Source organism: Streptomyces sp. NPDC031100, assembly GCF_055570785.1.
Window position 1 is genome coordinate 298,270 of sequence record NZ_JBVIGN010000011.1, and the last position, 14,380, is coordinate 312,649.

The window sequence follows — 14,380 nt, forward strand, 5'->3', positions numbered from 1 at the left end:
CCCTCCTCACATCCGGAAGACGCCGAACTGGGGATCTCCCAGCGGCGCGTTGGCACAGGCGGTCAGGGCGAGGCCCAGCACCTGACGGGTCTCCAGCGGGTCGATCACGCCGTCGTCCCAGAGGCGAGCCGTGGCGTAGTAGGCGTTGCCCTGGCGCTCGTACTGCGCGCGGATGGGCGCCTTGAAGGACTCCTCGTCCTCCGCGCTCCACGCCTCGCCCCGGCCCTCCAGCTGGTCCCGCTTGACGGTCGCGAGGACGGAGGCGGCCTGCTCGCCGCCCATGACGGAGATCTTGGCGTTGGGCCACATCCACAGGAAGCGGGGGGAGTAGGCCCGGCCGCACATCGAGTAGTTGCCCGCGCCGTACGAGCCGCCGACCACCACCGTCAGCTTCGGCACGCGCGTGCAGGCGACGGCCGTCACCATCTTGGCGCCGTGCTTGGCGATGCCGCCCGCCTCGTAGTCCTTGCCCACCATGAAGCCGGAGATGTTCTGCAGGAACACCAATGGGATGCCGCGCTGGTCGCACAGCTCGATGAAATGGGCGCCCTTCTGGGCGGACTCGGAGAACAGGATGCCGTTGTTGGCGACGATCCCGACCGGGTGGCCGTGGATCCGGGCGAAGCCGGTGACCAGGGTCTGCCCGAACTCGGCCTTGAACTCGGCGAACCGGGATCCGTCCACCACGCGCGCGATGATCTCGCGCACGTCGTAGGGCGTGCGGGAGTCCACCGGGACCGCGCCGTAGAGCCCGTACGGGTCCACCTTCGGCTCGACCGCCGGTTGGACCTCCCAGGGCAGGGACTGCCGCGCGGGCAGCGTGGCGACGATGTTCCGCACGATCCTGAGGGCGTGCGCGTCGTCCTCGGCGAGGTGGTCGGTGACGCCGGAGATCCGGGAGTGGACCTCGCCGCCGCCCAGCTCCTCCGCGGTGACGACCTCGCCGGTGGCCGCCTTCACCAGCGGGGGTCCGCCCAGGAAGATCGTGCCCTGGTTACGGACGATCACGGCCTCGTCGCTCATGGCCGGGACGTAGGCCCCACCGGCCGTGCACGACCCGAGGACGGCGGCGATCTGCGGAATGCCCGCGCCGGACATCCGCGCCTGGTTGTAGAAGATCCGCCCGAAGTGCTCCCGGTCCGGGAAGACCTCGTCCTGCATCGGCAGGAAGGCGCCGCCGGAGTCCACGAGGTAGACGCACGGCAGCCGGTTGTCGAGGGCCACCTCCTGGGCGCGCAGGTGCTTCTTCACCGTCATCGGGTAGTACGTGCCGCCCTTGACGGTGGCGTCGTTGGCGACGATCACGCACTCGCGCCCGCTGACCCGCCCGATCCCGGCGATCACCCCGGCGGCCGGTGCCTGACCGTCGTACATCCCGTCGGCCGCGAGCGGGGCCAGCTCCAGGAACGGCGACCCGGGGTCGAGCAGGGTGTCCACCCGGTCCCTGGGCAGCAGCTTGCCGCGCGCGGTGTGCCGGGCGCGGGCCTTCTCGCCGCCGCCGAGGGCCGCGGCGGCCAGCTTGGCGCGCAGCTCCTCGCCGAGGGCGAGATGGGCTTGTTCATTGGCCCGCCAGGCCTCCGACGCGGGATCTGCCGCGCTCGTCAGCTCCGGTGCCTCGTGCATTTCTGCGGTCCCCTCACCCAGTGGTCGTACTGTTAATGAGCGTTAACCATTTCCTTCAGGTTAACGACCGCTAACCTCGCTGTCTAGAATTGCTGGCATGGTCACCAGAACCGACGCCCCCACCCGTCGCGAGCAGATCCTCAAGGAGGCCGCCCGGCTCTTCGCCGAGCGCGGTTTCCACGGTGTCGGTGTCGACGAGATAGGCGCCGCGGTCGGTATCAGCGGCCCCGGCCTGTACCGGCACTTCGCGGGCAAGGACGCGATGCTCGCGGAGTTGCTGGTGGGCATCAGCGGCCAGCTGCTGACGGGAGCCAAGCGGCGCCTGGCGGAGGCCGACGGGCAGACCGGCGCCTCGGCGGTGCTGGACTCGCTCATCGAGGGCCACATCGACTTCGCCCTGGACGACCGGCCCCTGATCACCCTCCACGACCGTGAGCTGGACCGCCTGCGCGACAGCGACCGCAAACTGGTGCGGCAGCTGCAGCGGCAGTACGTCGAGCTGTGGGTCGAGGTCGTCCGCGAGGTGTATCCGGGGCTGTCGGAGCCGGCGGCCCGCTCGGCGGTCCACTCGGTCTTCGGCCTGCTGAACTCCACGCCCCACCTCGGCCGCGCCGGCACCCTGCCGGGGCGCGGCGCCACGGCGGCCCTGCTGCACCGGATGGCGCGGGGGGCGTTCGCGGCGGCGGGTGCAACTGCGGACTGAGTCGAGGCGGGCCGATGAGCCTGCCGACGCAGGTGTGCCTCAGTACGCTGAGTCCATGGGCATGGACTACGCGAAGATGCGCGCGATCGCCGAGGAACTCGGGGCCTACGCTGAGCGGCTCGAAGGGGCTTCGCGCGTCGAGATCGGGCCGTCTGGTCCGATACTGGCCATGATGTGCCCCTCGAAGCGTCAGGAGGGGACACTCCGGCGCATCTGCAAGCAGCTGGACGAGCAGCTTCTCGGTACGCACCCGGGCTACATCTGCGCGAGCGGCCCCGAGATCGAGCACCCGGCAATCGGTCGTATGCGCCTTCCTGACGCGGTCGTCATCCCCGAGGCGGTTCTTGACGAGGAAGGCGTCGCCGTCGATGCGACGCAGGTGCTGGCGGTGGTCGAGATCGTCTGGCCGTCCAACCCGAACGACGACTACATCGAGAAGCTCTCCGACTACCCGGCCATGGGCATCGCCCACTACCTGATCGTCGATCCGCGCACGGGCACGATCGAGGTGCACTCCGACCCGTGCAAGGGTCGCTACGCCCGCAAGGATCCGTACATCTTCGGTGACTCGGTGCCGTTCGGTTCTTGGGTCGTGGATACCTCTGCCTTCCGCCGGTACGACAAGGCCGGTAACTGACGTCGGTCCACCCACCCGCGTCGCACGGGTGGCCAAGGTCACCCTGGACGCCGCAACGTACTCGCCGGTATCTTCGGGTCTGAGCAAGCGCTTAGACATGCCGAAGTCCGTGGAGGTGGCGGAGTGCGCCGCACGCTGTTCAACGAGGATCACGAGGCGTTCCGGGAGACCATCCGCGCCTTCATCGAGGCCGAGGTCGTGCCCGTGTACGACGAGTGGTTCGCCGCCGGCCAGGCCCCGCGGGAGTTCTACTACAAGCTCGCCGAGCTGGGCGTCTTCGGCATCCGTGTCGACGAGGAGTACGGCGGCGCCGGCATCGACTCGTACAAGTTCGAGGCCGTCCTGTACGAGGAGACCGCCCGTGCCGGCGTCACCTTCGGCGGCTCGGGCGTGCACGTCCTGCTCGGCCTGCCGTACATCAAGCTGCTCGCCAGCGACGAGCAGAAGAAGCGGTACCTGCCGAAGTTCGTCTCCGGCGAGGAGATGTGGGCCATCGCGATGACCGAGCCGGGCACCGGCTCCGACCTCGCGGGCATGAAGACCACCGCCAAGCTGTCCGAGGACGGCACGCACTACGTCCTCAACGGCGCCAAGACCTTCATCACCGGCGGTGTGCACGCCGATCGCATGATCGTCTGCGCCCGTACCGCAGCGCCCACCGCCGAGGACCGCCGCCACGGCATCTCCCTCTTCGTCGTGGACACCAAGGCCGAGGGCTACTCCGTCGGCCGCAAGCTCGACAAGCTGGGCCTGAAGACCTCCGACACCGCCGAGCTGGCGTTCGTCGACGTCAAGGTCCCCGTCGAGGACCTCCTCGGCGAGGAGAACAAGGGCTTCTACTACCTCGGCCACAACCTGGCCTCCGAGCGCTGGGGCATCGCCTTCGGCGCCTACGCGCAGGCCAAGGCCGCCATCCGGTTCGCCAAGCAGTACGTCCAGGACCGCGTCGTCTTCGGCCAGCCCGTCGCCGCCTTCCAGAACACCAAGTTCGAGCTGGCCGCCTGCCAGGCCGAGGTGGACGCCGCCGAGGCCGTAGCCGACCGCGCCACGGAGGCCCTCGACGCCGGCGAGCTGACCCCCGCCGAGGCCGCTTCTGCGAAGCTGTTCTGCACCGAGGTCGCCCACCGCGTGATCGACCGCTGCCTGCAGCTGCACGGCGGCTACGGCTTCATGAACGAGTACCCGATCGCCCGCCTGTACGCGGACAACCGCGTCAACCGCATCTACGGCGGCACCAGCGAGATCATGAAGACGATCATCGCCAAGGACATGGGTCTGTAAGGTCCCCGCAATCACTGGCCGGTACAACTAACGCCATGAGCCAGGCACTCCAGGACCTCCTCGATCTGCTCGACCTCGAGCAGATCGAGGAGGACATCTTCCGCGGCCAGTCCCGCTCCGCCGTCGTACCCCGCGTCTTCGGCGGGCAGGTCGCGGCGCAGGCGCTGGTCGCCGCCGGGCGCACGGTCCCCGCGGACCGGCCCGCCCACTCCCTGCACGCCTACTTCCTGCGCCCCGGGGACCCGGGCGTGCCCATCGTCTACAGCGTCGACCGCATCCGCGACGGGCGGTCCTTCACCACCCGTCGCGTCGTCGCCGTCCAGCACGGCAAGCCGATCTTCCACCTCTCGGCGTCCTTCCAGACGTACGAGGAGGGCCTCGACCACCAGACCCCCATGCCGCCCGCCCCGGACCCGGAGACCCTGCCCACCTCCCAGGAGCGGCTGCGCGGCTACGACCACCTGGACCCGGCGGTCGTGGAGAAGTTCCTGGAGGCCCGCGAGGCGATCGACCTGCGGTACGTGGACGAGCCGCCGTACGGGCAGTTCGGCGAGCCGCGCGAACCGCACAGCCAGGTGTGGTTCCGCGCCAACGGCAAGCTCGACGACGACCCCCTGCTCCATGTCGTCCTCGCCACCTACGTCTCCGACATGACCCTCCTCGACGCCGTACTGCTCGCGCACGGGCGCGGCGGCTGGGCCGTCGGGGACGTCGTCGGGGCGTCCCTGGACCACGCGATGTGGTTCCACCGCCCCTTCCGCGCCGACGAATGGCTGCTGTACGACCAGGAGTCGCCGTCCGCGCACGGCGGCCGCGGCCTCGGCCAGGCCCGCATCTACACACGGGACGGACAGCTCGCCATCTCGGTCATCCAGGAGGGCGTGGTCCGCGTCCCCCGGTGAGGCCGGGCACCTCCGCAAGGAACCGTTGAAGCCTCAACACATCGAGGTTTCAACGGAGTTGAGCACCCGGCGGCGAGCCGTGTCCGCGGCCCCGGGCCGGGTGCCTCCGAAGCTCCCCTCCGGGGCCCGCGCAGCGCATCCTCGCTCGAAATGACGAGTGACGCATGGGGTACTAGGCTCTTTGAGTGAAAAGCCGCAGCGCACGGCATGCCCGGCCGGCGAGGATCCGTACCCCTCGGGCCGCAGCCGCAGCACCCGCTCGCGCGACCGCGCCCGGGTGGCTGCAGGCGTCGACATCGTTGGCATGCGCCGTGCCGCTCAACTCAATGCGGTGACACCCGAAGACCGCGCCGCTTTCTTCCCACTCGGTCGCGGCGACGGCCATCACCTCGCGCTCCACCCAGGAGCCGCGAGAGACGATGGAGATGGAAGGTATATCCCATGCGATCACAGCGCACGAGGCGTCTTGTCGCGATGTCCGCAGCCGGGGTGCTGCTGGCCGGCGGAGCCGCCGTGGGCACGGCGGGCACCGCCTTCGCGGGCTCGTCCCACGACGATCACGGCTCCTACAGCAGAGACTGCGACGACGACCACGGCTGGTGGAACGACGACGACTGCGACAACGGCGACCACGGCGGCTACGGCGACCATGGCGGCTACGGCGACCACGACAACGGTGACCACGGCGACCATGGCGACCACGGTGGTGACCACGGCGGCTACGGCGGCGACCATGGCGGCGGCGGCGACCACGGCGGAGGCGGTGACCACGGCGGAGGAGGCCACGGAGGTTACTGACCCGACCACGAACTGAGCGCGTGTGCGGTCCTGCGGGCAGGGCCGCACATCGCCCGCGGCGCCCGTCGGCGCACTATGCCAGGTCCGCCTCCGCCAGCAGATACGCCGTCAGGGGGTCGTAGTAGCGCGGGCTGAGCACATGGTCGTCGAGCGGCACCGCCACCTGGAGGGTGCCCTCGGACTCGGCGAGGAACAGCGCGGGGTCGTTGCAGTCGGCGTACCCGACGGAGTCGACGCCGTGCTGTCCGGCGTACCCGGCCCAGCCGTGGTCGGCGACCACCAGGTCGGGCAGCGGACGCCCGTCGCGCTCAAGTCCGGTCAGAATCGCCCGCATCGGCTCGCCGGAGTGGGTGTGCCACAGCGTCGCCCCGTGCTCCAGCACGGCCACGTCCGCGAACTGCATGACGTAACCCTCGTCCGTCTGCAGCCCGTCCGGGATGACGACGATCTCGCAGCCCGCGGCGCGCAACGCGGCGGCCGTGGCCCGGTGGACGTCCAGCAGGCCGCCCGGGTGACCGGTCGCGAACAGCACCCGCTGCTGGGCGTCGGCCGCCTTGCGCAGCCTGCGCGCGAGGCGCTCCAGGGCGTCCACCGTCAGCTCGGGGTCGATGGTGTCCTGCCCGTACCGGTACTCGGGATCGTCGTTGACGCCCACCCGTTCGGCCATGACCGCGAGCACGTCCTGCTCGTCCGACCAGCGGTCGCCCAGCTCCAGACCGAACCAGTAGTGGCGGTCGCCGTTGGCCAGCTTGCGGTAGTGGGAGAGGTTGTTCTCGCGGGGTGTGGCGACGTCCCCCGCGATACGGGTCCTCACCAGGTGGTCGACGAGCTGGGCGCGGCTGGGTGTCCCGGATATCGGCATGCCTCCCATTGTGAGGGCAGCGGGCTGGGCGCGTCCTCGGCATACCGCACCCTGGGACGCGGGTCACTCACCTTTATCGCAGTGCGAACCACAGCTCCATCCGTACGTCCGGATCGTCCAGGTCCGCCTCGAGCAGCGCCGCGCAGCGGGCGATCCGCTGCCGCACGGTGTTGCGGTGCACGTCCAGCGCCACCGCCGTACGGTCCCAACTGCCGTGCAGGGACAGCCAGGTGCGCAGGGTCTCGGCGAGCGCGGGCTGCGCGGCGAGCGGGGCGAGCAGCGCCTGGGCGTGGGCCTCGGCGTCCGCCCGGGGCACCAGGTCCTCCAGGCCCGGCCGGGCGCCGTGCCGGACCAGCGGGGCGCGGGTCGCGCGGGCGCGGGCCAGGGCATGGGCCGCCTGGGTGTCCGCGGCCGGCCACTCCCGCGGGCAGACGGCCGCGCTGACCCCGAGCGTCCAGCCCGGCTGCGGGACCGGCTCCCGCTCGGCGGGCACCAGCACCCGTACGACGTCACGGGCGAGGTCGACCAGCGGTGAGCCCAGGGCCGCGCCCAGCGCGGAGGCGGCCACGGCGTCCGGCAGCTGGGCCTCCGGCCGCGCGTGCACCACGACCCACTGCCCCGCTCCGACGAGCGGCGCCACCTCCTCCGGAGCCGAGCCGAGCAGCAGCCGGACGAGCGCGGAGGAGCGGGCAGCGCCGGCACCGCTGTGGTGCTCGCCGGTGAGCAGGGAGAGCAGAACCGCGGCGACGGAGGCGATGGTGTGATCCCCCGGCTCCCGCCGCGTAGTGGCCACCCCGAGCACGAACCCGCTTCCGGCGCCCAGGGCGTAGGCGGCCAGGTGGGTGTCGCCGAGGGTGTCGGTGGCGGAGGTGGGGGTGGGACGGAGGACGCCGCCTTCCGGCTCGTGGTCCGGCGCGGGGGTGGCCCGGTCCGGTGGCCGTACGACCGCCGTCAGTGCCGAGAGTGTCTCCTGGACCCCCTCCGCCTGGTCCCGGCCCGCCCCCGCGATCTCGGTGCCGTCAGGGCCGTACAGGGCCGCGTGGCCGCTCAGTCGCTGGGCCAGCTGGCGCAGGACGGAGGGGACCGGGTCGGGGCGGGAGGCGGCGGCCGCGAGCCTCTGCTGGGCCTCCGTGACCCGGCGCAGCTCGGCCAGGCGGGCCTGTGCCATCAGCTGCCAGACCGCGCGGGCCACGCCGGAGAAGGTCGTCTGCGGCGGGACCTCCAGGAGGGGGAGGCCGTGGGCGTCGCAGGCGGCGACCAGGGCCCGCGGGACCGTGTCGTGCACGGGAGCCAGACCGAAGCCGAGCGCCGCCCCGCCCGCGGCCACGATCCGCGAGACGTAGTCGTCGAAGTAGGTCCCCGAGCCGGCCGCCTCCGGGATGTGCACCCCGGCCGTGAGCAGCAGCTCGCCGCCCAGCAGGTACGGGTACGGGTCGGCCATCTCCGAGGTGTGCGCCCAGTGGATCACGATGTCCGGGTCCGAGGGCCCCGCGATCTGGCGCAGCGCGAGATCCTCCCGGGCCAGCAGGGCCGAGAGCGGGACCGGTGGGGTCGGTGGGACTGCTGGGGCGATCGTCTCCGGCATGGTGTGCATTCCCTCCATTCCGCCCCGCTCGTATGGATGAAACGTACACTTCGCAGTCGCTTTCCGGCCACCTAGTGTCAAGTCCAGACCGGCAGCCGCGGGTACGGGCGGATGTCCCCGCGATCCGCTGCCGGTGCCTCACCCCCCATGTATCTGCACGACACGCCACCGACAGTGCGCGAAGGAGGGCCCCACATGGCCGTCGACTACACAGTGATCGTCGTCTATTTGGCCGGCATGCTGGCCATGGGCTGGTGGGGCATGCGCCGCGCCAGGTCGAAGAGCGAGTTCCTGGTGGCCGGCCGCCGCCTCGGCCCCGCCATGTACTCCGGCACCATGGCCGCGATCGTCCTCGGCGGCGCGTCCACCATCGGCGGCGTCGGGCTCGGCTACCAGTACGGCCTCTCCGGCGCCTGGATGGTCTTCACCATCGGCCTCGGCCTGCTGGCCCTTTCGGTCTTCTTCTCGGCCCGCATCGCCCGCCTGAAGGTCTACACGGTCTCCGAGATGCTGGACCTGCGCTACGGCGGCCGAGCCGGTGTCATCTCCGGTGTGGTCATGTGGGCGTACACCCTGATGCTCGCCGTGACCTCCACCATCGCCTACGCCACGATCTTCGACGTGCTCTTCGACATGAACCGCACGGTCGCGATCATCCTCGGCGGCTCGATCGTCGTCGCGTACTCGACCCTCGGCGGCATGTGGTCGATCACCCTCACCGACATGGTGCAGTTCGTCGTCAAGACGATCGGCGTGCTGCTCCTGCTCCTGCCCATCGCGGTGGTCAAGGCCGGCGGCTTCTCCGAGATGAAGGCCAAGCTGCCCACGTCGTACTTCGACCCGCTGGGCATCGGCGGCGAGACGATCTTCACGTACGTGCTGATCTACACCTTCGGCATGCTGATCGGCCAGGACATCTGGCAGCGCGTGTTCACCGCCCGCAGCGACAAGACCGCCAAGTGGGGCGGCACGGTGGCCGGAACCTACTGTCTCGCCTACGCCCTCGCCGGCGCCGTCATCGGCACGGCGGCCAAGGTCCTCTACCCCAAGCTCGGCAGCCCGGACGACGCCTTCGCGACCATCGTCAAGGACGAACTGCCGATCGGCGTGCGCGGCCTGGTGCTGGCCGCCGCCCTCGCCGCCGTGATGTCGACGTCGTCCGGCGCCCTGATCGCCTGCGCCACCGTCGCCAACAACGACATCTGGTCCCGGCTGCGGGGGAAGGTCACGTCCGGTGAACGTGATGAAGTGCAGGGCAACCGCATCTTCATCCTGATCATGGGTGTCGGGGTCATCGGCACCGCGATCGCGCTGAACAACGTCGTCGAGGCCCTGACCGTCGCCTACAACCTCCTGGTCGGCGGCCTGCTCGTCCCGATCCTCGGCGGCCTGCTGTGGAGGCGCGGCACCGTGCAGGGTGCGCTGGCCTCCGTGATCGTCGGCGGCCTCGCCGTGATCGGCCTGATGGCGGGCTACGGCATCCTGGCCAACGAGCCCGTCTACTACGGCCTGCTCGCCTCCCTCGCCGCCTACATGGCCGTCTCCCTGGCCACGAAGCCCACCGACGAGGCCGTCCTCACCACCTGGCGCGAGCGCCTCGCGGGACGGTCCCCTGAACTCGTGTCCGAACCGGTCCCGGCTCACCAGTAGAGTCGTATGGAAAGCAGTACATGCGCGACGAAGCGCAAGAAAGAAGGCATTTGACCATGAGCAGCAACGAGACGCCCCGCGGCCCCGTCGACTCCTCCCGCATCCCGCGGTACGCCGGACCCGCGACCTTCGCCCGGCTGCCCCGCCTCGACGAGGTCGGCACCGCCGACGTCGCCGTCGTGGGCGTGCCGTTCGACTCCGGCGTCTCGTACCGGCCGGGCGCCCGCTTCGGCGGCAACGCCATCCGCGAGGCGTCCCGGCTGCTGCGCCCCTACAACCCGGCGCAGGACGCGTCGCCGTTCGCACTGGCGCAGGTCGCCGACGGCGGCGACATCGCGGTGAACCCGTTCAACATCAACGAGGCCGTGGAGACGATCGAGGCGGCGGCCGACGACCTGCTCGGCACGGGCGCCCGCCTGATGACCCTGGGCGGCGACCACACGATCGCGCTCCCGCTGCTGCGCTCGGTGGCGAAGAAGCACGGCCCGGTCGCCCTGCTCCACTTCGACGCCCACCTGGACACCTGGGACACGTACTTCGGCGCCGAGTACACGCACGGCACGCCGTTCCGCCGCGCCGTGGAGGAGGGCATCCTCGACACGTCGGCCCTGTCCCACGTCGGCACCCGCGGTCCCCTGTACGGCAAGCAGGACCTGACGGACGACGAGAAGATGGGCTTCGGCATCGTCACCTCCGCGGACATCTACCGCCGCGGCGCCGACGAGGTCGCCGACCAGCTGCGCCAGCGCATCGGCGACCGCCCGCTGTACATCTCCATCGACATCGACTGCCTCGACCCGGCCCACGCGCCCGGCACCGGCACGCCGGAGGCGGGCGGCATGACCTCCCGCGAGCTGCTGGAGATCCTGCGCGGCCTGGCGTCGTGCAACCTGGTCTCGGCGGACGTCGTAGAGGTCGCTCCCGCGTACGACCACGCGGAGATCACCTCGGTGGCGGCCTCCCACACCGCCTACGAACTGACCACCATCATGAGCCGCCAGATCGCGGCGGCCCGGAAGGACGCGGCAGCGCAGTGACTCACGACCACGACCTGGTACTCCGCCCGACGGCGGCACAGATTTCGACCGCTCTGAACCCGCCCCCGGGGCGCAACGGCGGAGACCTGGTCGTGGAGACCCTGGCCGGGCTGGGCGCGACCACCGTCTTCGGCCTGCCCGGCCAGCACGCCCTCGGCATGTTCGACGCCCTGCGCCGCTCGTCCCTGCGTTATGTCGGGCTGCGGGTGGAGAACAACGCGGGCTTCGCGGCTGACGCGTACGGCAGGATCACGGGTGAGGCGGCCCCGCTGCTGCTGTCGACGGGCCCGGGCGCGCTGACTTCGCTGGCGGCGTTGCAGGAAGCCGCGGCCGCTTCCGCCCCGGTCCTGGCGATCAGCAGCCAGATCCCGACGGCGGGCCTGGGCGGCGGCCGCCACGGCTACCTCCACGAACTCCCGGACCAGGCGGCCTCGTTCCGGGGTGTGGTGAAGTCGGTCCACACGGTCCGCACCCAGTCCCAGATCCCCTCCGCCATCGCGGCGGCCTGGAAGTCGGCGCTGACGGCTCCGCACGGCCCGGTGTGGGTGGAGATCCCGCAGGACGTCCTGCTGGCGGAGACGTCGTTGCCGGTGGCGACGGCGCCGGACGCGACGCCGGACGACCTGGTCCCGCGCCCCGAACTCACGGCGGTGGCAGCGCACTTGCTGTCCCATGCCGCCCGCCCGGCGATCATCGCGGGCGGCGGAGTCGTACGCGCGGACGCGTCGGGGAAGCTGCTGCAACTGGCCGAGAAGCTCGACGCCCCCGTGGTCACGACCTTCGGCGGCAAGGGCGCCTTCCCCTGGGAACACCCCCTGTCCCTCCAGTCCTGGCTGGAGGACCGCCACACGACGGACTTCCTGGAGGACGCGGACGTCCTGCTGGTGGTGGGCTCGGGCCTCGGCGAACTCTCCTCGAACTACCACACGTTCAAGCCCCGGGGCCGGGTCGTCCAGATCGAGGCGGACCTCGGCAAACTGGAGTCCAACCACCCGGCGCTCGGCATCCACGCGGACGCCCGCCTGGCGCTGCAGGCCCTGCTGGAGACGGTCGAGGAGCGCACGGACGAGTCGGCGCCGCAGCGCGTTGGCGATCTGCTGTCCCGCGTCGGTGAGCGCATCGCCTCCCAGGAACTGACCCTGGAGCAGGACGTGCTGAGGTCGGTCCGCCGGGCGCTCCCCGCCGACTCGCCGTCCTGCTGGGACATGACGATCCTGGCGTACTGGGCGTGGTCGGCCTTCGATCCCCAGGGCGCGAACACCATGCACTCGGCGCAGGGAGCCGGCGGCCTGGGGTACGGCTTCCCGGCGGCGCTCGGCGCGGCGGCCGCGGACCCCACCCGCCCGGTGCTGGCGGTCTCGGGCGACGGCGGCGCCCTGTACTCGATCGCCGAACTGGCCACGGCGAAGCAGTACGACTCGAACGTCACCTGGCTGATCGTCGACGACGGCGGCTACGGCATCCTCCGCGAGTACATGACGGACGCCTTCGGCCAGGCCACGGCGACGGAACTGACCCGCCCCGACTACGTGGCCCTGGCCGAGTCCTTCGGCGTCCCCGGGGTCCGTACGACTCCGGAGACCCTGGAAACGGACCTGGCGAAGGCACTGGCGACGCCCGGCCCGTCGGTGGTCGTACTCCCGGCGGTACTGCGGATGTTCGCGCCGACGCATCTGGGCTAGTCGGAGTTCTCCCAGACAAGTACCCCGGGTCCGTCAGGGGTGACGACCGGGACCCATGCCTCGTCGATCTCGGCGAGGCGGGTCTCGTCGAGGGCCAGCGGGGCAGGGAACAGGTCGTCCCGGTTCGCGGAGCCGTAGACAGGGAAGGCGACCGCTGCCCTCAGCCGGTCGAGCAGCTCCTCCGGTCAGTCCAGCCGCACGGTTCCCTGCCCTTTCAGCTCGCCGACGAAGATCTCCTTCAGTTCCTCGTCGAGGCCCTGCCCGAAGAGGGGGATGAGGTAGCCCTCCTGCGCGTACTGGACGCAGCCGAACCCGCCGCCCTGCACTTGGTAGACCACCCCGGTCTCCGCCGCCACGATGACGAACACCCAGCCTTGGTCCGAGCCCGTGCCGTCCGGGTCGAGGAAGATGTAGCGCCGGTTGTCGTCCGCATCAGCCATGACCAGGAGCCTGGCATGCGGCAGGACAGGCCGCTGTAGAAGCTGGTGGCAGATGTCACCGGTGCACTGTGCAGAGCGGCGATGGGTGCCGACTGTGGTCCACCTGGGGAGAACCTGTGGGTGTATATATAGGGCGCCTATGGGGGTGTTTGGGCGTCTTGCCCCCCTCCCGCGTCGACCGGATTTCCGAACTGGGAACGCCCGTGCAACTTTCGGCCGGCTCCGTGAGTCAACACGGGTATGACTTCCCGTACATCCAGACGTGCCGGCGCGCTCGCGGCCGCCCTCGGCGCCGCGGTGCTCATACCGGCCGTCACCGCCGCCACTCCGGCCGCGGCGGCCGGAACCGCCGTCAGCTGCACGTCCGCGAAGGCCGGCCTGGCCGCCAAGCTGCAGAAGGACATCACGGCGGCACTCGCGAACCGCAAGGGCACCGTCGCGGTCGGCCTGTACGACCGCAGCACCAACACCACCTGCACCCTGCGCGCCACCACCGCCTACGACTCGGCCAGCACGGTGAAGGTGACCGTCCTCGCCACGCTGCTGTGGGACGCGAAGAAGCACAACCGGTATCTGACGAGCACCGAGCAGTCGCTCGCCACGGCCATGATCACCAAGTCCGACAACGACGCGACCAGCAAGCTGTGGAAGCAGCTGGGTCTGACGAAGATCAAGGGCTTCCTGTCCGCCGCCGGCATGACGAAGACCACGCCGGGCGCGAACGGCTACTGGGGCCTGACCCAGGAGAACATCACCGACGAGCAGAAGCTGCTGAAGCTCGTCACCGCCAAGAACAGCGTGCTGAGCGACAACTCCCGTGCCTACATCCTGAAGTTGATGGGCCAGGTCATCTCGTCGCAGCGCTGGGGCACGCCCGCCGGTGCGCCCTCCTCGGTCGCCGTGCACGTCAAGAACGGCTGGCTGCAGCGCTCCACGCACGGCTGGCGCGTGCACAGCCTCGGCACCTTCAACGGCGCCGGCCACGACTACATGATCTCGGTGCTCACGCAGGACAACAGCACCATGGACTACGGCGTCACCACCATCCAGAACGTCGCCAAGGCCATCCACAAGGACCTGGTGCCGACGACGTCCTCCGCCGCGCGGTACACCCCGACCAGCACGCCCAGCGAGGCGTTCGTGGCGGTGCCGCCGCAGGGCTGACGCTTCACGAGGCGGT

The 14,380-nt window shown here is 70.7% G+C and carries 12 protein-coding genes and 1 pseudogene; 9 read left to right on the forward strand and 4 right to left on the reverse strand.

The features are described from left to right. Positions 1-6: 6 nt before the first annotated feature. Entirely contained in the window at positions 7-1,623 is a 1,617-nt protein-coding gene (locus ACZ5DS_RS29795) for a carboxyl transferase domain-containing protein (RefSeq protein ID WP_468244503.1), read from the reverse strand. Between the two features lie 97 nt (positions 1,624-1,720). Here ACZ5DS_RS29795 and ACZ5DS_RS29800 point away from each other — a divergent pair, with 97 nt between their 5' ends. From ACZ5DS_RS29800 to ACZ5DS_RS29820, 5 genes are all read left to right on the forward strand, one after another. Next, the gene (locus ACZ5DS_RS29800) at positions 1,721-2,326 is read left to right on the forward strand and encodes an SACE_7040 family transcriptional regulator (protein ID WP_468244506.1); all 606 of its coding nucleotides are present in this window, start codon (positions 1,721-1,723) and stop codon (positions 2,324-2,326) included. Positions 2,327-2,387: 61 nt separating this feature from the next. Beyond that, positions 2,388-2,963 (forward strand): Uma2 family endonuclease, encoded by a 576-nt coding sequence (locus tag ACZ5DS_RS29805; RefSeq protein WP_468244627.1) that lies wholly within the window; start codon positions 2,388-2,390, stop codon positions 2,961-2,963. 123 nt (positions 2,964-3,086) lie between these two features. Beyond that, complete coding sequence (locus tag ACZ5DS_RS29810) at positions 3,087-4,244, forward strand: acyl-CoA dehydrogenase family protein (RefSeq protein ID WP_468244508.1); 1,158 nt, start codon at positions 3,087-3,089, stop codon at positions 4,242-4,244. Between the two features lie 35 nt (positions 4,245-4,279). Then, a complete protein-coding gene (tesB, locus tag ACZ5DS_RS29815; protein ID WP_468244511.1) occupies positions 4,280-5,146 on the forward strand; it encodes an acyl-CoA thioesterase II in 867 nt (288 codons plus the stop codon). 441 nt (positions 5,147-5,587) lie between these two features. Then, positions 5,588-5,944: a hypothetical protein gene (locus ACZ5DS_RS29820; protein WP_468244513.1), complete on the forward strand. Its 357-nt coding sequence runs from the start codon at positions 5,588-5,590 to the stop codon at positions 5,942-5,944. 73 nt (positions 5,945-6,017) lie between these two features. Here the strand turns inward: ACZ5DS_RS29820 and ACZ5DS_RS29825 are convergent, their stop codons facing one another. Continuing rightward, complete coding sequence (locus ACZ5DS_RS29825) at positions 6,018-6,806, reverse strand: phosphatase (RefSeq protein WP_468244516.1); 789 nt, start codon at positions 6,804-6,806, stop codon at positions 6,018-6,020. Between the two features lie 73 nt (positions 6,807-6,879). Then, positions 6,880-8,391, reverse strand: a complete 1,512-nt coding sequence (locus ACZ5DS_RS29830; protein WP_468244519.1) for a PucR family transcriptional regulator — start codon at positions 8,389-8,391, stop codon at positions 6,880-6,882. 195 nt (positions 8,392-8,586) lie between these two features. On the opposite strand from ACZ5DS_RS29830, the gene ACZ5DS_RS29835 reads away from it, so the two are divergent. The 3 genes from ACZ5DS_RS29835 to ACZ5DS_RS29845 are packed head-to-tail and all read left to right on the forward strand — an operon-like array spanning position 8,587 to position 12,760. Beyond that, positions 8,587-10,041 carry a sodium:solute symporter family protein gene (locus tag ACZ5DS_RS29835; RefSeq protein ID WP_468244521.1) on the forward strand — a complete coding sequence of 485 codons (1,455 nt, stop codon included), beginning with the start codon at positions 8,587-8,589 and terminating at the stop codon, positions 10,039-10,041. A 56-nt stretch (positions 10,042-10,097) separates the two neighbouring features. Then, positions 10,098-11,078, forward strand: a complete 981-nt coding sequence (gene speB, locus ACZ5DS_RS29840) for an agmatinase (RefSeq protein ID WP_468244524.1) — start codon at positions 10,098-10,100, stop codon at positions 11,076-11,078. Beyond that, a complete protein-coding gene (locus ACZ5DS_RS29845) occupies positions 11,075-12,760 on the forward strand; it encodes a thiamine pyrophosphate-binding protein (RefSeq protein WP_468244527.1) in 1,686 nt (561 codons plus the stop codon). The genes speB and ACZ5DS_RS29845 overlap by 4 nt, the downstream gene beginning before the upstream one ends. Here ACZ5DS_RS29845 and ACZ5DS_RS29850 read toward each other — a convergent pair. Beyond that, positions 12,757-13,200 (reverse strand): annotated as a pseudogene (locus ACZ5DS_RS29850) (DUF6210 family protein). The gene ACZ5DS_RS29845 and the pseudogene ACZ5DS_RS29850 overlap by 4 nt on opposite strands. Before the next feature lie 240 nt (positions 13,201-13,440). On the opposite strand from ACZ5DS_RS29850, the gene ACZ5DS_RS29855 reads away from it, so the two are divergent. After that, positions 13,441-14,364 (forward strand): serine hydrolase, encoded by a 924-nt coding sequence (locus ACZ5DS_RS29855; protein WP_468244529.1) that lies wholly within the window; start codon positions 13,441-13,443, stop codon positions 14,362-14,364. Positions 14,365-14,380: the final 16 nt, after the last annotated feature.